The organism is Hamadaea tsunoensis DSM 44101 (assembly GCF_000428945.1).
Classification (GTDB): Bacteria; Actinomycetota; Actinomycetes; order Mycobacteriales; family Micromonosporaceae; genus Hamadaea; species Hamadaea tsunoensis.
Genome location: NZ_KE386821.1, coordinates 120,243 through 138,714 on the forward strand (window position 1 = coordinate 120,243; position 18,472 = coordinate 138,714).

Consider the following 18,472-nt stretch of genomic DNA (forward strand, 5'->3'; position numbering starts at 1 on the left):
TAAAGTGAGAGCGGTGACGGGTGAAGTGAGGCAGCCGGCGCGGTCGGACGCGCGGGACAACCGGGAGCGGATCCTGGCGGCGGCGCGCCTGGCGTTCGCGGGCGAGGGGCTCGACGTGCCGATCCGGGAGATCGCGCGGCGCGCGCAGGTCGGTGCGGCGACCGTCTACCGCCATTTTCCCACCAAGGAGGCCCTGCTGAGCGCGGCGCTCGCGGACCGGATGACCCTCTGCTCCTCGGTCGTCGAAGAGGGGCTGGCCGCCGCGGACCCGTGGGACGGTTTCTGCCAGGTCGTCGACACGCTCATACGGGTGCACGCCGTCGACGACCGGGGATTCTCGCGGGCGGTCACCGCGCGGCTGCCGGCTGCCGCCGGTGCCGCGGCGGACCGCGATCGTACGCTGCGCCTGTTCGCCCGGCTGGTGGAGCGGGCGAAGAAGACGGGGTTCCTGCGGGCGGACTTCGAGCTGGAGGACCTCGTCTTCGCGCTGATGGCCAACGAGGGCATCCGTGCCGAGTCGCTGCGGACCCGGGAGGCGGCGTCCCGCCGGGTCGCCGCACTGATGATCCAGTCTTTCCAGGCGCATCCGGTGGCGGCGCCGCTGCCGCCCGCCGTCCGGCTACCGCTCACGGTCCGATGAGACAGAGACGTACGCCGATCTACTATTCCTATGGAATTAGTAGACATTGATCACCCGGGCGACTACGGTGAACACAATGGACGCAGTTGAGATCGACTGGCCGTGCGCCGGCGTGTCCGCCCGCCGACGGGCCCACCAGTCGCCTCCACCGGTGAACGCCGGTCCTCAGCGCAGGTAGAAGGCCTCGATCGGGATGCGGGCCTCCTCGTAGAGCGCCGGCCCCTCCGGTCGGACGTCGGGCCAGTTGGAACCGGGGTTGAGCCCGATGAGCTGGTCGGTGCTGAGGGCGTACACGACCCGGCCGAGGCCGGACCGGACGATGCCGCCGGTGCACATGCCGCACGGCTGGCAGCTGGTGTACATCGTGGTGCGGGCCGCGACGGCGGGATCGAGTTCCCGGGCGGCCCAGCGGGCGAGCTTCAGCTCAGGATGGGCCGCGATGTCGTTGTCGCGCCTCACGGTGTTGTGCTCCTCGGCCAGGATCAGCCCGTCGGGGTCGGCGAGCAGCGAGCCGTAGGGTGCGTCGCCGATGGTGACGGCGTGGGCCGCGAGGGCGATCGCCCGGCGCAGGAGTACCTCGTCGGCTTCGGTGATCATGGGGTGCTCCTCCGGTGTTCGGCCAGTGCGGTCAGTGCCTGCCAGGCGACCTCGGGCCGCCGGGTCTCCTCGGGGTCGCCGTTGTACGGGTCGAGCACCACGGTTTCCGCGCCCAGCAGGCGCAGCTGTTCGAGGTCGTCGAGGACCTGCTCGATCGTGCCGACGCCGGCGAGCCGGTCGGCCCCGTCGGCGGGTTCGCCGGTCAGGCGCAGCGCGATCCGCGGGGCGAATCCGGCCGGGGCGTGCTCGGCGACGGCGGCGCGCAACCAGCCGATGGTGTTGCGCAGCGGATGCCAGGCGTCGCCGAACCGGGCGGCCCGCCGGATCGCGGCGTCGCTGTTGCCGCCCACCCAGATCGGCACGGAGACGGTCTCGCGCAGCACGGTCAGATGGGCGTCGGTCAGCCGGCCCCGTTGCGCGAACGGTACGCCGAGCGCCGCGTACTCCTGCTGGGACCAGCCGATCCCGGCGCCGAGCACGAACCGGCCGCCGCTGAGCTGGTCGAGGTTGGTGACCATCCGGGCGACGAGGGCCGGGTGCCGGTAGGGCAGGACGAGCACCGTGGTTCCCAGACGGACCCGGGTCGTCTGTCCGGCCAGCCAGGACAGTGCGGTGAACGGCTCGTAGAACGGCTCCGGGTAGCGCTGCGACACCTCCGGGGTCACGACGACGTGGTCGGACATCATCAGCAGCTCGAATCCCAGACCTTCGACGACCCGCGCCCACTCGCGCAGCACGCCCGGATCGGTACCGGGGCCGAAGTTCGGCACGTTCACACCCAGTTGCATGCCCATACGCTATCCCGGTGATCATGTACGCGGAACGGCATCCCCCCGGTCCCGTGGCTGTTTCGCGGTGAGTTTCACGGTAGAGTCGAGGAATGGCCGATAATCTCACCGGTGTCGATATGGATGACGTGGACTGGGCCATCGTCGACCAGCTTCAGCAGGACGGCCGCATCAGCCTCAGCGAGCTGGGCCGCCGGGTGAACCTCAGCGCCTCGGCCACGACCGAACGGGTCCGGCAACTGGAGGCCTGCGGAGTGATCGCGGGCTACCGCGCCGTGGTGGACCTGACCCGGGTGGGCTATCCCGTGCTCGCGGTCGTGCGGCTGAAGTATCCGGGCAACCAGCACCAGCCGCTGCACAAGCTACTCGCCGAGCGCCGCGAGATCCTGGAGTGCCTGCGTACCACCGGGGACGACTGCTACACGCTCAAGATCGCCGCGACCTCGATGGGGCACCTGGAGCGGCTCGTCGACGAACTGGCGGGGCTGGGCAGCACCACGACCAGCGTGGTGTACGGGCAGACCATGCCCTTCCGCGGGCCTCGCCGGCCCGAACGCTGAAGCTTCGGCCGGTGCGCCGGGAGACGGAATCACCGGCCGCGGAAGATCGTTGAACAGCACATGACTCTCTCTGGTGACTACGAGCCGAGCGCCACCGCCTGGGTACGCAACCACGTCGATCAGATCCTCAAGACGGGCACGACCGACGGAGTGACGATCCGGGGCCTGCCGACCGTGCTGCTGACCTATCGCGGCAAGGCGTCCGGCAAGGTACGCAAGACGCCGGTGATGCGCGTCGAGCACGACGGCGTCTACGCGGCGGTCGCGTCGCAGGGCGGCGCCCCCAAGAACCCCCAGTGGTACGCGAGCATCGTCGCGGATCCGGTCATCGAGCTGCAGGACGGCACCGAGTCCGGCCGCTACCACGCCCGTGAGGTGTCCGGTAAGGAGAAGGAGGCGTGGTGGGCGCGGGCCGTGGCCGCGTATCCGGACTATGCCGACTATCAGCGAAAGACCGATCGACAGATTCCGGTCTTCGTCCTCGAACCGGCTGATGCCGCATCGTAGTTTCGTCATAACTATATGTAGATACGTTGTACCTCGGCGCGGGCGGGCGCCGGTAAGGTCCAGCCACAGCACCTCAGGCGTCCCGGGAAGGGGCGCCGTGAGCGTGTCGCGGTCCGCGCCGCATCGGCGGCGGTGCGGGCCGCGTCACCGGCCGGCTTCACCTCGCGCTGCGGTCCGCGCCGGTCAGTGCGCGGGCTTCACGGCCGCGAAGGCGAAGACGTCGGGCACCGCGTCCTGCGGCGACGCCTCGACGGTGTCGACGATCCGCAGGCCCGCCGCCACGACCGCGTTGAGCAGTCCGGCCAGTGGCAAATGCCAGGCACCGACCCTGTTGCGTACGCCCTGGGTCGTGAAGGAGTCGAAGCGCCGCTCCGTCCGGTGGTATCCGCCGTCGACGATGATGCGGGCCGGATCGGACCGGTCGGCGAAGGCGCCGGTGAAGCACGGGTGGATGCCGATGTGCACGAAAAGCCCGCCGGGCCGCAGGACGCGCCCGATCTCGTGGATCACCGCCGGGTAGTCCGGGACGTCGGAATGGCCGAGAATGCAGGTGGCGACGGGCACCGAGGTCGACCGGACCGGCAGCGCGGTCGCGTCGGCCTGCACGACCGGCATCACTTCCCGGCCCCGCCGCAGCTGTCCCTGGGACAGGTCCACGCCGACGGGCCGCCACCCCCGGGCGCGAATCGCCGCCACATATGCCCCGGTGCCGCAGCACACGTCGAGGCACGTCCCGCCGCCGGGTTCCGCCGGCGGCAGCAGGCGGGCCAGCGCCGCCGTCACCCGCTGGGCGTACGCCGAACCGGCACCGGCGGCGATGTAGTCGGCGTACCAGTCGGCGATGGCGTCGTACGCGGCGAGAGGCATGACCACGACGCTATGACCTCGCGTCCGGCGGGTCAGCCCGGTTCGCGGGGAGCGAACGCCGGACCGGCGCGCCCGGCGCCCGACCGGCGTACCGCCGATGAACGGCCAGGCACGTGCCGTGACCTGTGCGTATGGACCCGGCCGGCGGAGTCCTTGATCCGACAGAACGTCCGTGGCCTGTGTGTACTTCTTGACGCGTGAAGGAATCCTCGACCAAGTGGGCGATCGGCACGGGCATCGCCGCCCTGGCGCTGATCCTCGGCGTGTTCCAGTGGCTGTACCCGCACGGTCCCGCGGACGGGACGCCGTCGGCGGGCTCGTCGGCCGGCTCGGCGTCCGCGTCGCACAAGCCGCAGACCGATCTCGAGAAGACACCGATGATCGGCTACGAATTCTGGCAGAACGGCGCCCGGGCGATGATGCGCATCGGGCCGGAGTCGCCCGCGTACGTGACCTACGTGAACCTCGCCCGCGCGCCTTTCGAGATCCACCTGCCCAAGCCGCCGGGCGACGAGGCCGTCCGCATCGCCGCGTGGTCGGACAAGTCCATCTTCGACGTCCCGCAGAACACCGCGTACGCCGACGACCGGCTGTTCGGCATGGGCCGCGGAATGGCCAACGGCGGATTCTTCGACGGTAACCTGTTCCTCAGCGACGAGGGTATGAACTACCTCGTCGGGAACCGGCTCACCGAACTCAGCTCCACCATGGACAAGATCCTGGTGTCCGCTTTCGGGGACACCAGGGTTCAGGAGCGCGCCGACCCGGTGTATCTCACGATCTTCATCGACGACGACCACGACGGGATCTTCGACATCACCGAGTACGAGTACGTCGTCCTCACCTTCGACGCGTGAAGGAGCCGTTCATACGGACTGCCGCGCGGGTCGGCCCGGCCGTCTTCTTCCGATCGATCGGAGATCTGATGCGCGTCGCCCTCCTGACCACGACCCGGCATGGTCACCGGAACCCGTACGTTCCGGCGGTCAACGCGCTCCAGGCCGCGGACGCCGAGGACGCGTTGCAGCTGCGAAAGGAGTCTGTCGCATCGGCGCGATAGCGTTGCCGCCCATGAGCGAGGCGATACTCGTCGGCGACGAATTGATCGATCACTGCGCACGGTGCGGCGCGCGTACCGTGGGACTCGTCGACGAGGCGCTTGTGGGAGATCGGATCGTGTGGTCGGTGTCGCTCCGCTGCGACGGCTGCGACAACGTGATCGAGGCGGACTACAGCGGTCGGATCTACCCGATCGAACGCGCCGCGCTCATCGCGCGCGCCGGCCTGGTCCGGCTGTGCGTCGCCCCGGAGGCCGCTCAAGGCCTCCGCCTGCCGCTGCTCACTTTGTTCCGGCGGCAGGGCATGACGTACGCCGAAGCGGCCGCTGCCCACGCCGCACTGATCGGCGAAGGGGTCGTCGGTACGCCGGCGGAGATGCAACTCCTGGCGAACCGGCTGGCCGTCCTCGGTGTGGCCGGCACGCGTACCGTTCGTGCCGCCGTCAATCCGAACACCGCTGCGGCCGGGCCCAGGACCGCTCCAAGATCCTGTTTGGATCACGGTTGCCACCCGAATCATGGCCCAAGATTCGGGTGATTTCCCTGATCCAAGCGGGATCAACGGGTACGCGGCGTACGGGATCATGAGGAGCCGGTCAGTCGAGGAGTGCGAGGACGGCGTCCACGTTGGACGGTGCGGCGGGCAGGAGGGGAAGGCGGACGTCCGGGGTCGGGATGCGGCCCTGGGCGTGGAGCACTCCCTTCACGACGGTCGGGTTCGGCTCGGCGAACACCATGTGGGACAGGTGCGCCAGGGGCAGGCCGAGTTCCCGGGCGGTCGGCACGTCTCCGTCGCGCCAGGCGGCGACGAGGCGCGCGTACCGGTGGGTGGACAGGTGGGCGGAGGCGAGGATGCCGCCGTGGGCGCCCATCGCCAGCAGCGGGGCGAGGACCACGTCGTCTCCGGCGAGAACCGAGAAGCCGGTCGGCGCGCTCGCCAGCAGGGCCAGGGTGTCGGCGTCGACGCGGCCGGTCGCGTACTTGATGCCGGCGATGTTGGGCAGCTGGGCGATGCGGCGTAGGGCGGGCGGGGAAAGCTGCTGACCGGTGCGGTACGGGATGTGGTAGACGATCAGCGGGACCGCGCTGTCGGCGGCGAGCCGGGCGAAGTACGCCTCGACGCCCGCCTCCCCGGCCCGTACGAACGGGGGCACCATGACGAGCGCGGCGGCGACCGGGCGTCGGGTGGCGGCCGCGCGGCCGGCGCCGACGATCATCGGGGCCCCGCGCTCCTCGCAGACGCGGCCGATCGCGTCGACGACGGCGTCCTGTTCGGCGGGGGTGAGCGAGCCGGGTTCGGCGGTCGTGCCGAGCGCCACGAGGCCGGTCGCGCCGTCCTCCAGCGTCTCGTACGCGAGCCGGATGAGCGCGTCGACCGCCACGTCTCCGTGGGCGTCGAAGGGCGTGATGAGCGGGACGAAGACTCCGGTGAGATCCATGATCCCAGGGTCCGCCCGGCTGAGCATAACTTCCAGTTCAGCTTTCTACGGGCGAGCATAAGATGAACTGATGCTGGATCCGAGACGGCTGCGGCTGCTGCGCGACCTGGCCCGGCTGGGCACGATCAGCGCGGTCGCCGATGCCCACACGTACACCGCCTCCGCCGTGTCGCAGCAGCTGAGCGCGCTGGAGCGGGAGGCGGGCGTACCGCTGCTGGAGCGCAGTGGGCGGCGGGTCGAGCTGACGGCGGCCGGGCATGTGCTGGTGGAGCAGGCCGAACTCGTGCTCGGTGCGCTCGAGCAGGCGGCGGCGGCCGTCGCCACGGCGGGGTCGGCACTGTCCGGGCCGCTGCGGATCGGCGCGTTCCCTACGGCTGTGCGTACGCTGCTGCCGTCGGCCCTGGTCGCGCTGGGCGTACGCCACCCGGGGCTGGAACTGCACGTGGCCGAGCTGGATCCGGCCGCGGTGCCGGACGCGTTGCGGGAACGCCGGATCGACGTCGGGCTCGTCCAGGACTACGACATCGCCCCGGTGGCTCCGGATCCGGCGCTCGGCACAGCGGACCTGCTGGACGAGGAGGTCTACCTTGCCGTCTCCGCGACCGGCCGGATCCGGCGTATCGAGGACGCCGCCGCCGAGATGTGGATCATGGCGAGTCCGGGGACGCTGTGCCACACCGCGGGACTGCGGCTCGCCCAGTCGGCCGGGTACGCCGCCCGCGCCCGCCACCACGCCGACGACTTCACGACCGTGCTGGCCCTGGTGGCGGCCGATCAGGGGGTCGCCATCGTGCCCCAGTTGGCGGCGTACCCCGTGCCGGACGGCGTACGCCTGATCGCGCTGGACACCCGGCGGCGCACGCGGGTCGCGTACCGGCGGGGGTCGGCGGGGCACCCGGCGATCGTGGCGGCTCACGCGGCATTGGCCGAAGCCGCCGGAAACTGGCGTGCCGGTGTCCCTACGATCAACCAAAGCCCACGAGGAGGAGACCGCCGATGACCGTCAAGAGCCTGACCCAGGCCGAAGCGCAGGAACGCGCCGCACTGCTGTCCGTCGAGGCGTACGCGATCGAGGTGGATTTCACCGGCCTGATCGACGGCAGCCGGGTCGCGTGCGTCTCGACGGTGACCTTCACCTGCCGGGAGCCGGGCGCGACGACCTTCGTCGACTGCGCGGCCGAGGTGGTCGGCGGTGACCTCAACGGCGCGCCCCTGCCCCCGGCGCGGGACGGCCGGATCGAGCTGACCGGGCTCGCGGAGCACAATGTCCTGCGGGTGCACAGCGTGCAGGACAACACGCGCGACGGCGAAGGTGTCCACAAGGCGGTCGACCCGGCCGACGGGGAGGTGTACGTCTGGACGAGCTTCGAGCCGGACGAGGCCCGGCACGTGTGGGCCTGCTTCGACCAGCCCGACCTCAAGGCGACGCACGCGCTGACCGTGACCGCCCCGGCGCACTGGACGATCACGAGCAACAGCGGCAACCCCGCGGTGGAGCCGGTCGACGGCGGCCGCCGCTGGAGCTTCGCGGCCACGCCCGCGCTGTCGACCTACAACATCGTCGTCAACGGCGGCCCGTTCGCGACCGTGCGCCGCGAGGCCGGCGGCTACGACCTCGGCATCCACGCCCGCAAGTCGCTCGCGGCGGTGCTGGAGCGCGACGCCGACGAGGTCTTCCGCGTCACCGAGCAGGGGCTGGCGTTCTTCGGCCGCGTGTTCGGCATGCCGTTCCCGCAGAAGATCTACGACCAGGTCTTCATGCCCGAGTTCGGCGGCGCCATGGAGAACTACGGCTGCGTCACCTGGTCCGACATGTTCCTGCGCCGCTCCACGCCGACGTACGCGGAGAACGAGAGCTTCGCCCGGGTCCTGCTGCACGAGATGGCGCACATGTGGTTCGGCAACATCGTCACCATGCGCTGGTGGGACGACCTGTGGCTGAACGAGGCGTTCGCGGAGTTCGCGGCCTACTGGGCGGCGACCCGGGCGACCGAGTACACCGACGCGCGGGCCGGGTTCGCGGTGTCGGAGAAGCTGTCGGCGTACCTGGCGGACCAGGGGCCGACCTCGCACCCGATCCGGCTGCCGATCCACGACGTGGCCCAGGCGATGTCGATCTTCGACTCGATCACCTACCCGAAGGGCGCGTCCGTTCTCTACCAGCTGATGTGCTACGTCGGCGAGGAGAACTTCATCCAGGGCATGACGGCGTACTTCGCCCGGTACGCGTGGTCGAACACGACCCTGCAGGACCTCGTCGACAGCCTGTCCGCCCACAGTGGACGGGACCTGGACACCTGGCGGCGGGGCTGGCTGGAGACCGCCGGCACCGACCGGATCACGTTGCGGCGTACCGATTCCGGCCTCGTCCTCGACGCGACCGGCCCCGATGGCGGGCCCCGGCCGCAGGTGCTCGCGGTCGCCGCGTACGAGCGGGACGGGGAACGGCTGCGGCGGTCGGCGTACACGGAGGTGGAACTGACCGGCGTCGAGACCACTGTGGACCTCGCCCTGGACGCGGACTTCTACCTGGTCAACGACGACGACCTGACCTTCGCGACCACCCGGCCCGACGACCTGGGCGCGCTGGTCGCGACGGCGCCGCAGCTGCCTTCGGCGCTGTCGCGCGCGGTGGCCGGCAGCACCGTCTGGGACATGCTGACGACCGGTGACGCCGGCGCCGCCGACGCGGTGGCCTGCCTGACCGGGCTGCTGGACGTCGAGGCGTCCGACGCGGTCGTCGAGCGCTACCTCGTGCTCGCCACCGAGGCCGCCGAGCTGTGGGCCGCCGACCGCCAGCGCCCGGACCTGATGGCCGTGGTCGCCGCGGCCAGCCGGGATCTGGCCGACCGGCCGGCCGTGCGCCGCCCCGCGCTGCGCGCGTTCGCGCGCATGGCGCCCACCCTCGAGGACGTGGCCTGGCTGCGCGAGCAGGCCGGCGACGACGTGGACCTGCACTGGCGAGCCCTGGTACGCCAGGCGGAGCTCGGCGGTTCGGTCGCCACGGACATCGCCGAGCTGCGGGAGCGCGACACCGACCCGGACGCCTGGGTACGCGCGGTGGCGGTCGCAGCCGCCCTGCCGGACCCGGAGGAGAAGGCCAACGCGTGGTCGGCGATGATCGTCGAGCGCAGCCTGCCGATCGCGTCGACCCTGATGGTGTCCAACGCGTTCTGGCGGCCGGGCCAGGACGAGATCCTGCGCCCGTACCTCGACCGCTACATCGACGCGCTGCCCGAGATGCACAAGGGCGGCATGATCCCGGCGATGTACTTCACGGGCCGGCTGTTCCCCGTGTACGCGCTCGACGAGGCGTACCTGGACCGGGTCGCGTCCGAGGCCGCGTCGGCCGCGCCGGTGGTGGCCAAGACGGCCGCCGAGCGCGTCGACTTCATGCGGCGGGTGCTGCGCTCGCGGGCCTGACCGGCCGGTGGGTGCGGGTCTGGCAGGATCGCAGCCATGGCGACGATCCACCGCGCGGACCTGCACCCCTCCAAGCTCGACCTGGTCGCCGGCTGGTTGCCGAACCAGCCCTGGTACACCGGCCCGGCCGGCGACCTGGAACGCGTCGCGGCGTGCCGCTTCGACGACCCGGCCGGCCGGGTCGGCATCGAGACCTTCCTGGTCCGCCACGCCGACGGCCCGATCGTCCACACGCCGATGACCTACCGGGACGCGCCGCTGCCGGGCGCGGAGGCGTACCTGATGGGGACGTCGGAGCACTCCGTGCTCGGCACCCGCTGGGTCTACGACGCCTGCGGCGACCCGGTGTACGCGGCGGCCGTCGCGGCCGCGATCCACACCGGTGCCGGTGAGGCGGAGGAGCTGACGGTCGCCGAGGACGGCACCACACAGAGCCGGCCGCCGCTGATGACGGTGTCCGGCTCGGGCATCCCCGGTACGCCGCCCCCGGCCGTGACCCGGATCGTCGACGTGTCGGCCGGCGACCCGTCGATCATCACCACGGACTCGGTGTCGCTGGCCGTGGTACGCATCGTCCACGCCGGGCGGGAGGGCAACGGGCCGGCGCTGACCGGGCGGTGGGCGGCGTTGACCGGGAAATGGGCGGCCCAGGCGACACCGGTGACGCTGGCGACCGTCGTCGACTGACGGTCGCCGGCCACTCGTGAGCCGAGGGCTTCGGGCTCCACTGCTGGGGACGGCATGGCAGGACCAGGGATTGTGACGGGTTCGAGGCCGTACCGCCGTCCGGGAGGCTTCCCCCAGAACGGTTTGCCACCCATGCAAGGAGGCTGGACCATGACCACCACCGCGACGACCGCCGGGACGGCGATTCGCCCCTTCCTGGCCGAGATCGCCCAGGAGGACCTGGACGATCTTCGTCGGCGCATCCTGACGACACGCTGGCCGGACCGGGAGACCGTGCCGGACGCGACGCAGGGCGTACAGCTGGAGACGATGCGGAAACTCGCCGCCTATTGGGGCATGGAATACGACTTCGACCGCGTTCAGCGCAGGATCAACGCCTTCCCGCAGTTCATCACCGAGATCGACGGGCTGCCCATCCACTTCATCCATGTCCGGTCGCAGCACCCGGGGGCGCTGCCGATGATCATGACGCATGGCTGGCCGGGTTCGGTGGTCGAGATGCTCAACGTCATCGGCCCGCTCACCGACCCGACGGCGTACGGCGGCGACGCCGCGGACGCCTTCGACGTGGTGGTGCCGTCGCTGCCCGGCTACGGCTCCTCCGGCCACGCGGTCACGCCCGGCTGGGATCCCGTGCACATCGCGCGCGCGTGGGTCACCCTGATGAAGCGCCTGGGCTACAACCGGTTCGTGGCGCAGGGCGGGGACTGGGGCGCGCAGATCACCGACGTGATGGGCCGGCAGGCGGCACCGGAACTCGCCGGCATCCACTCCAACATGCCCGGCACCGTTCCCGTGGACCTCGCCGCCGCGGCCGCCGGGGGAGTCCCGGTCCCGGCGAATCTGGCCGGCGACCAGCGGCGCGCGTACGAGCAGCTGCTGGTCGTCTACACCAAGGGCATCGGCTACGCGACCCAGATGAAGCTGCGCCCGCAGACCCTGTACGGGCTGGCGGACTCGCCGATCGCACTGGCGGGATGGATGATCGACCACGATGCCGACAGCTATGCCGACATCGCCTCCGCCTTCGACGGATACCCGGTCGGCAACCTGACCCGGGACGAGATCCTCGACAACGTCACCGTCACCTGGCTGACCAACACCGGGATCTCCTCCGGGCGGTTGTACTGGGAGAACACGCTCGACTTCTTCGCGGTCAAGGGCGCGACGGTGCCGACCGCGATCAGCGTGTTCCCACGTGAGCTGTATCAGGCACCGCGCAGCTGGGCGGAGGACGCGTACCCGGGGCTGGTGTATTTCAACGAGGTCGACCGGGGTAACCATTTCGCCGCGTGGCAGGAACCGGAGCTGTTCGTCAGCGAAGTGCGGGCCGGCTTCCGGCTGATGCGCTGACCGGTACGCGATCCGGGCGGGGCCGGGCGACTCCGGCCCGCCCGGCGTGTCGCGGCCAGGCCGATCGGAGTCGATCGGCGGCGTCAGTCGGCGGCGTGGCCGGGCCGGGCGTCGTCGGCCGGATCGGTCAGCGCCAGGCGCAACTGGCGCCGCGACGAGATGCCGAGCTTGCCGAACACCTTGCGCAGATGCCATTCCACGGTCCGGGCGCTGATGAACAGCTCCACGCTGATCTCCGGATTGGACAGTCCGGCCCGCGCCAGGCGCGCGATGTGCAGTTCCTGTGCCGTGAGATCGCTGCCCGTCTCGGTCCGCTTGCGGACGTTCGCACCGGTGGCGCCGAGCTCGCGCCGGGCCCGGCGGCCGAAGCCGTCCACGCCCGCCTCGGCGAACAGCTCCACCGCGGTCCGCAACTGCTCCCGGGCGTCGACCCGGCGGTGCACGCGGCGCAGCCACTCGCCGTACACCAGATGCGCGCGGGCCAGGTCCACCCGCAGTCGCGTCCGGCCGAGGCGTTCGACGGCCTCCCTGAACAGGTGCTCCGGGTTTCCCCGCGTCAGCGATACGGCCCGGGACCGGGCCTCGATCCCCAGCGCCCAGTCGGTCCCGGTGAACCGCGCGAGGTCGGCCAGCCGGCGCAGGGCAGTCTGTCCATCATGGACTCTGCCGGTACGGGCGGCGGCCTCGGCGAGCTCCGCCCAGGCCCAAGCGGCCGGGCCGGGCGTACCCAGACCGGTGACCGACCGGGCGACGGCGCCTGCTTCCGCGTACCGGCCGAGGCTGTTGAGCCCGACCGCCGTCGCCCAGCCGGCCGCCGCGTCGCCGGCCGGTCGTCGCCGGTCGTTCGCCGCGGAAGCCGCCTGGTCGACGCCCTGAAAGACGGCCAGGCACCGCGCGGTGGACGCCGCCGACCCGCTGCCGATCAGCCCGGTGACGGCCGCGATCTCGTCGACCAGCACGGCCGCCTCGGCCGGCCGGCCGCTCAGCAGCTCGACCGGAACCCGGCCGATGAGGGCCGCGACCAGGTCCGCTCGGGCGCCGGTCTGCCGGGCGTCGCCGACGAGGCGGGCGGTGACGCGGTCCCACGCTTCGTCATCCCACAGATGCAGCGCGGCCGCGGTGGCCGCCGCGCCGGACGTTGCGCCGTCGGCCGCCTCCCATGCGGTCACCGCGTCGCGAAGATGAGGGACGGCGTGCGCGTACCCTCGACTGTGGAGCGTCGCGAACCCGCTGAGCAGGAGGTCGGATGCCGATGGCCCGCGGCGGACGGTGAGTGAGTGCAGCGCCGCCCGCGCCGCCTCGGGAACGGCGGGATCCACCGGCGGTTCGGAGGTCGCCGGCGCGGCGCTCAGCGCGTCGAGGTACGCCGTCCGCGCGGCGTCGGGGTCGTGGCGTTCGAGTCGCCGGGCGGCCCGGAACAACGACCGGGTGGCGTCCTCGTGGCCGGTGACCCGCTGGAGCCGGGCGCGGAGGTGGTCCCCGCGGGCTGTCCGCGAAGGATCGGACGGATCCGCGGTGACCGTGGCGAGCAGGTCCGACGCGGCGCCGAAGCCACCGGCCCGCAGCATGGCGTCCGCTGCCGTGAGCGTCCGCCCGGCCCGCAGGTCGGGATCGGTGGTCAGAGCGGCGGCGCGTTCGAGGAAGGCGGCCGCCGCGGGCAGGCCGCCGCGCGCGCCGGCTTGATGGGCCCAGCGCAGGAGTTCCGCGGCGACCCGGTCGTCGGGTCCGGCCGCGGCCTGTGCCCTGTGCCAGGCACGGCGGTCGGCATCGCCGGCCGCGGTCATCGCGTCGGCCAGCGCCCCGTGGGCGGCACGCCGTTCATAGAGGGTGGCGTGACGATAGGCCGCGAACCGCGCGAGCGGATGGCTGAAGCGCACCCGCGTGTCCACGTGGAGCAGCCCCGCGTCCACGGCGACCGTGGTGACATCGTCGGGCAGGCCACGGTGCTCGGCGGCCGCGCGGATGAGGCTCGGCTCACCGATGGGCTCCGCCGCCGCGATCACGAGCAGTTGCCGTGCCTGCGTGGGCATCGACTCCAGGCGTACCCGGAACTCGGCCGCCAACCGGGCGGACGGCCCGGACGGCGGCTCGGCCTGCAGGTCGGCGGTCAGGTACGACCGCGACCGGTGGGGCGGGGAGTGCAGCAGCGCCATCGGGTTGCCGCGGGCCTCGGCCAGTACCTGGTCGCGTACGCGTTGGTCGACCGGCTCCAGCAGGACCGACCGGAGCAGCTGATCCGCCTCCTGCTCGGGCAGGCCCCGCAGGCCCAGTTCGGGTAGTCCGTCGAAGTCGCCGCCCGGCTCGCGGGCGGCCAGCAGGAGCAGCGTGGCCTCCGGCTCGAACCGGCGCGCGGCGAAGGCCAGGGCGCGCGCGGACGCGCTGTCCCACCACTGCACATCATCGACCAGGCAGACCAATGAATCCGGCCGCGACCCGGCCGCCAGCAGTCCGTGCGTGGCCAGGCCGACCAGGAAAGGGTCCGGGGCCGGCCCGGTCGTCAAGCCGAAGCACACCCGCAACGCGTCGCGCTGCGCGGGCGGCAGATCGTCGAGATGGTCGAGAACCGGCGTACAGAGACGGCGCAGCGCGGCGAAGGCGAGGGTGCTCTCCCCGGGCACTCCGCTGTCGCGGACGACCCGCAGACCGGTCGCCGACGCGGCGGCGTAGTCCAGCATCGCGGATTTCCCGATTCCGGCGTCGCCGTGGACGACCAGAGCGCCGCCGTGGCCCGAGCGTACGGCGTCCACCAGGTGATCGACGGCTTCGCGTTCAGAACTCCGGCCGATCAGCCGCGCGATCCTCATGCCCCCTCCGAGCCGGCGACCGTCACGTCCACCGGCTTGCCTCACGGGCGGCTTCACTCACGGGCAGTTCCACTCACAGGTGGCGGCCCGCGAGGCCACGATCCCACGAGCCTAACGCGAAGGCCGCCCGGACAGGCCTCATCGGCCCAAGCCGCCACACCCGCCCGCGTACGCGGATAGCCAGGGCGTTCGACCGGTGCGAACCGGTGCCGTGCGTGGGACGGTGACGGGATGGAGTGGGGACTCGCGTCCGGGGTGTGGAACCTCTGGGCGCCCGGCGTCTGGGAACCGCCGCCGGCCGCGCCGACCGAGCTGGAGATCGACATCATCGAGGCGGTCGCGGCGACGCTGGCGCAGACGCAGGTATGCGGGGAATGCGCGGCTCGCCTGAGTCGTCACGTCCGCATCGTGCCGTGCGCCTCGTCCGCTGCGGCCACGGGAACGTGGTGCCTGCTGCTCGCGACCGGATGTCTGGGCTGGCGGCATCACGGCAACATCGCCGTGGTGACGCCCGGCCCGGCGGACCTGGAGTTCGGCCCGTTCCGCAGCCGCTGAACGGCGGCCTCACCCGGGCGGAGCACCCGCGTCGGGGTTCACCGGAGTTCCGCGCCGGCGCGGGTGTCGCGCAGCAGCCGGCGTACCAGGACGAGGTGCGCCCGGGAGCCGATGACGGCCAGCCGGTAGAGCGCACCCGTCCAGCCCGGGAAGACGGCGTACGTGGTGGCGGTGACCTTCGTGCGGCTCCCCTCCGGACGCAGTTCCAGCAGCAGGGCATAGGTCGAGAAGTGATGGCGGCCGGCCAGGCGTACGCGCTGCTGCGCGACCACCTCGGCGAGGGCGAAACCGGGGATCTCCGCGCCCTGCTCCGGAATCGTCCCGGTGCTGCGGGCCGGCCGGGCGCCGACCAGCCGGGCGAACGCCGACGGCGCGGCGAAGCCCGGGAGCCGGTCGACGAGGGCGGACCACACCTTCTCGGGCGCGGCGTCGATCACGATCGCGTGCTCGTCCACATAGGGCAGTCCGTCGAGTTCGGTACGCGTCATCGCCTCATCATCGCGTACCGGTCCACGGTCATCGGTCGTGGTAGTGGGCGACCTGAACGTTCTCCAGCACGCCGAGCGCGTCCGGGGTCAGGATCGCGGCCGAGTAGTAGGCGCTGACCAGGTAGGACATCACCGCCTGCTCGTCGATGCCCATGAAGCGCACGTTGAGGCCGTCGGCGTACTCGTCGGGGAGCGTGGCGGGGCGCAGGCCGATGACGCCCTGGTCGTCCTCGCCGGTACGCATCGCGAGGATGGCGGTGGTGTAGGTGTCGCTGACGGGGATCTTGCCGCAGGGATAGATCGGTACGCCCCGCCAGGCGAGCGACTTGCGCCCGTCGATGACGGGGGTGTCGGGGTAGATGCCGCGGTGGGTGCACTCGCGGAAGAACGCGGAGATCGCCTTGGGATGGGCGAAGATCAGGTTCGTGCCGCGCCGCATGGAGATCAGCTCGTCGAGGTCGTCCGGCGTCGGCGGCCCCGTACGCGTGTGGATGCGCTGCTTGAGGTCGGCGTTGTGCAGCAGCCCGAAGTCGTGGTTGTTGACGAGTTCGTGCTCCTGGCGTTCGCGCAGCGCCTCGACGGTGAGCCGCAGCTGCTGCTCGGTCTGGTTCATCGGGTCGTTGTAGAGGTCGGCGACCCGGGTGTGGACGCGAAGGACGGTCTGGGCGACGCTGAGCTCGTATTCGCGGGGGCTCTGCTCGTAGTCGACGAACGTGCCGGGCAGGGGCTGCTCGCCCACGTGCCCGGCGGCCAGCGCGATCTCGGCCTCGCCGTACCTGTTCTGGGGCCGCTGGTCGGCGCCGAGCATCTCCGCCACGTGGACGCCGAGCGGTTCGGCCTGGTCGCGGAACCGGGCGAACTCCTGCGCGGACAGGGTCAGCACGGTCACGGGGGTGATCGCGCGGGCGGTGTAGTCCCAGATCGCGTCCGGTCCGGCGAGGGCCTGCTCGCCGAGGAACTGGCCGTCCGCGAGGATCCCGAGGCGGACGGCTGCGTCGTAGGCCCCGACTCCGACCTTGTCGATCTTGCCGTGTGCAATGAGCAGCACCTCGTCGACGACGGAGCCGAACTCCGCGATCACCTCGCCCGCCTGGTACTCGCGCTGCACGAACCGGCCGGCCAGCGCCGCGAGGATCTCCTCATCGTCGAAGCCGCGCAGGATCGGCAGCTCGGTCAGCTCGGCCGGCACCACCCGGACGGCCGTCCCCACGTTCGTGAAGGTCAGCAGCCCGTCGCCGAGGGTGTAGATGAGCCGCCGGTTCACCCGGTACGTGCCGCCGGGGACGGTCACCCACGGCAGCTTGCGCTGCAGCCAGCGGGAGGAGATCTCCTGCATCTGCGGGACGGACTTGGTCGTCGTGGCCAGGTTGCGGGCGGCCCGCGTGCTCAGACTCGACGGGGTCCGCGGGGCGTCGCCGGCCTGAGGCTCCACTGTGCTCGTCATGGCTCATTCCTCCCATTGCGCCTGGAACGTGCATTGCGCGTCAGTGTAGTGAGAAACGGACGATGAGAACAAGGATGGACATTAGGGCTACTACCTCGCATACTCGGCAATGACGGTCGAGCGGTTCCGTCGCCGCCCCCGACATCCCCCGGAGTGAGTCATGACGTACTGGTCACCGCCGATCCCGACCGGGCTGGGCACCGCCGCGTTCCGGGCGCTGCTCGGCGCCGAGACCGCCGCAGCCGCGGTCTCGCCGTCGCGGGCGGCGGACCCGTTCCCGGACCTGCACTGCCCGGAGCCGGTCCGGATCGACGAGGCGCTCGGCGCACTGGTCAACGAGCGGGTGCTGACCTGGGCCGCGGCACTCGGATTCCCGCCGTCGGTGATGACGATGCTGCGGGTGGCCGACTTCGGGCGGTTCGCGATGCTCGCCCACCCCGACAGCGACGACGTCGACCGGCTGTTCGCCACCGCGTCGTGGACCGCGGCACTGACGGTGATGGACGACTACTACTGCGACGACGAGGCACTCGGCGCGGACCCGGCCCAGCTGGGCTCCCGGCTGACCCTGGCCCTCGCCGCGATCGACCGCGGCCAGTTGGCCGGCGGCTACCAGGTTGAGCTGGACGCCGCCGTCGCCGCCGAGCCGATCCTGGCCGCGCTGCGCTCCAGTGTGGAGGAACTGGCCCGCTTCGGTACGCCCGCGCAGGTCGGACGGGCGATCCTGGAGAACGACCATTTCTTCATCGGCACCACCGGCGAGATGAGCTGGCGGGTCACCGGCCGGATGCCGCCGGTCTGGCAGTACCTCGCCGCGCGCCAGATCAACAGCTTCCTGCCCTGCATCACGACCACGGACCTCGTCTCCGGGTACGAGTTGCCGTCCGGGCTGTACTTCGAGCCCCGGATCCGGCGGGCCACCAAACTGCTCGGACTGACGACGGTGATCGTCAACGACCTCTACTCCATGGCCAAGGAGAGTGCCCAGGACACGCCCGACGGGGGTCTGCCCCTGGTGGTGTCCGCCGAACGCGGTTGCAGCCTCGACGAGGCCGCCGCGATCAGCGTCGACATCCACAACGAGGTGATGGCCGCCTTCGACGAGGAGTGCCGCGAACTGGCCGCCGTCCCCTCCGTCGAGCTGCACCTCTTCCTGGCCGGAATGCGCAACTGGGCCGCCGGCAGCCGGGAGTGGCACCGCAGCAGCGTCCGGTTCCGCGACACCGACCACCCCACCGAATGATCCGCCCCGCAAGTGATCC

18 protein-coding genes are annotated in these 18,472 nt (G+C 71.6%); 11 read left to right on the top strand and 7 right to left on the bottom strand.

The window, feature by feature from the left end; all coding sequences use genetic code 11:
- The first annotated feature begins 13 nt into the window (after positions 1-13).
- On the top strand, positions 14-640 hold the full coding sequence (locus tag G401_RS0139620; RefSeq protein ID WP_027346839.1) for a TetR/AcrR family transcriptional regulator: 627 nt from the start codon (positions 14-16) through the stop codon (positions 638-640).
- 165 nt (positions 641-805) lie between these two features.
- On the opposite strand, the gene G401_RS0139625 is transcribed toward G401_RS0139620, so the two are convergent.
- Positions 806-1,237: a nucleoside deaminase gene (locus G401_RS0139625; protein WP_027346840.1), complete on the bottom strand. Its 432-nt coding sequence runs from the start codon at positions 1,235-1,237 to the stop codon at positions 806-808.
- Positions 1,234-2,025, bottom strand: a complete 792-nt coding sequence (locus G401_RS0139630) for an LLM class flavin-dependent oxidoreductase (protein WP_027346841.1) — start codon at positions 2,023-2,025, stop codon at positions 1,234-1,236. The genes G401_RS0139625 and G401_RS0139630 overlap by 4 nt, the downstream gene beginning before the upstream one ends.
- A 119-nt stretch (positions 2,026-2,144) precedes the next feature.
- Between G401_RS0139630 and G401_RS0139635 the strand changes: the two genes are divergently transcribed.
- Together G401_RS0139635 and G401_RS0139640 are read left to right on the top strand one after the other, a co-directional pair.
- Entirely contained in the window at positions 2,145-2,585 is a 441-nt protein-coding gene (locus G401_RS0139635) for an Lrp/AsnC family transcriptional regulator (protein ID WP_034594528.1), read from the top strand.
- Positions 2,586-2,645: 60 nt separating this feature from the next.
- Complete coding sequence (locus G401_RS0139640) at positions 2,646-3,092, top strand: nitroreductase family deazaflavin-dependent oxidoreductase (protein ID WP_027346843.1); 447 nt, start codon at positions 2,646-2,648, stop codon at positions 3,090-3,092.
- 183 nt (positions 3,093-3,275) lie between these two features.
- On the opposite strand, the gene G401_RS0139645 is transcribed toward G401_RS0139640, so the two are convergent.
- The gene (locus G401_RS0139645) at positions 3,276-3,959 is read right to left on the bottom strand and encodes a class I SAM-dependent methyltransferase (protein ID WP_027346844.1); all 684 of its coding nucleotides are present in this window, start codon (positions 3,957-3,959) and stop codon (positions 3,276-3,278) included.
- Positions 3,960-4,156: 197 nt separating this feature from the next.
- Here G401_RS0139645 and G401_RS0139650 point away from each other — a divergent pair, with 197 nt between their 5' ends.
- Together G401_RS0139650 and G401_RS0139660 are read left to right on the top strand one after the other, a co-directional pair.
- Complete coding sequence (locus G401_RS0139650) at positions 4,157-4,816, top strand: hypothetical protein (RefSeq protein ID WP_027346845.1); 660 nt, start codon at positions 4,157-4,159, stop codon at positions 4,814-4,816.
- A 214-nt stretch (positions 4,817-5,030) separates the two neighbouring features.
- On the top strand, positions 5,031-5,555 hold the full coding sequence (locus G401_RS0139660; RefSeq protein WP_027346847.1) for a hypothetical protein: 525 nt from the start codon (positions 5,031-5,033) through the stop codon (positions 5,553-5,555).
- Positions 5,556-5,613: 58 nt separating this feature from the next.
- Here G401_RS0139660 and G401_RS0139665 read toward each other — a convergent pair whose 3' ends face one another.
- Positions 5,614-6,456, bottom strand: coding sequence for a dihydrodipicolinate synthase family protein (locus G401_RS0139665; protein ID WP_027346848.1), 843 nt, complete (start codon positions 6,454-6,456; stop codon positions 5,614-5,616).
- A gap of 70 nt (positions 6,457-6,526) precedes the next feature.
- On the opposite strand from G401_RS0139665, the gene G401_RS0139670 reads away from it, so the two are divergent.
- The 4 genes from G401_RS0139670 to G401_RS51600 all read left to right on the top strand — a co-directional run bounded on the left by G401_RS0139670 (position 6,527) and on the right by G401_RS51600 (position 11,919).
- Entirely contained in the window at positions 6,527-7,456 is a 930-nt protein-coding gene (locus tag G401_RS0139670) for a LysR substrate-binding domain-containing protein (protein WP_027346849.1), read from the top strand.
- Positions 7,453-9,879: an aminopeptidase N gene (gene pepN, locus G401_RS0139675; RefSeq protein WP_027346850.1), complete on the top strand. Its 2,427-nt coding sequence runs from the start codon at positions 7,453-7,455 to the stop codon at positions 9,877-9,879. The genes G401_RS0139670 and pepN overlap by 4 nt, the downstream gene beginning before the upstream one ends.
- A 36-nt stretch (positions 9,880-9,915) precedes the next feature.
- Positions 9,916-10,566 (top strand): CG0192-related protein, encoded by a 651-nt coding sequence (locus tag G401_RS51595; RefSeq protein ID WP_034594530.1) that lies wholly within the window; start codon positions 9,916-9,918, stop codon positions 10,564-10,566.
- 150 nt (positions 10,567-10,716) lie between these two features.
- A complete protein-coding gene (locus tag G401_RS51600) occupies positions 10,717-11,919 on the top strand; it encodes an epoxide hydrolase family protein (protein ID WP_051367934.1) in 1,203 nt (400 codons plus the stop codon).
- Positions 11,920-12,002: 83 nt separating this feature from the next.
- Here G401_RS51600 and G401_RS0139690 read toward each other — a convergent pair whose 3' ends face one another.
- Positions 12,003-14,723 carry a helix-turn-helix transcriptional regulator gene (locus G401_RS0139690; protein WP_034594532.1) on the bottom strand — a complete coding sequence of 907 codons (2,721 nt, stop codon included), beginning with the start codon at positions 14,721-14,723 and terminating at the stop codon, positions 12,003-12,005.
- A gap of 231 nt (positions 14,724-14,954) precedes the next feature.
- Between G401_RS0139690 and G401_RS0139695 the strand changes: the two genes are divergently transcribed.
- On the top strand, positions 14,955-15,278 hold the full coding sequence (locus G401_RS0139695) for a hypothetical protein (RefSeq protein ID WP_027346852.1): 324 nt from the start codon (positions 14,955-14,957) through the stop codon (positions 15,276-15,278).
- Positions 15,279-15,316: 38 nt separating this feature from the next.
- Here the strand turns inward: G401_RS0139695 and G401_RS0139700 are convergent, their stop codons facing one another.
- Both G401_RS0139700 and G401_RS0139705 read right to left on the bottom strand, forming a co-directional pair.
- A complete protein-coding gene (locus G401_RS0139700) occupies positions 15,317-15,766 on the bottom strand; it encodes a hypothetical protein (protein WP_027346853.1) in 450 nt (149 codons plus the stop codon).
- Positions 15,767-15,794: 28 nt separating this feature from the next.
- The gene (locus G401_RS0139705; RefSeq protein WP_027346854.1) at positions 15,795-17,210 is read right to left on the bottom strand and encodes a family 2B encapsulin nanocompartment shell protein; all 1,416 of its coding nucleotides are present in this window, start codon (positions 17,208-17,210) and stop codon (positions 15,795-15,797) included.
- A 160-nt stretch (positions 17,211-17,370) separates the two neighbouring features.
- On the opposite strand from G401_RS0139705, the gene G401_RS51605 reads away from it, so the two are divergent.
- Positions 17,371-18,453 carry a terpene synthase family protein gene (locus G401_RS51605; protein ID WP_051367935.1) on the top strand — a complete coding sequence of 361 codons (1,083 nt, stop codon included), beginning with the start codon at positions 17,371-17,373 and terminating at the stop codon, positions 18,451-18,453.
- Positions 18,454-18,472 lie beyond the last annotated feature (19 nt).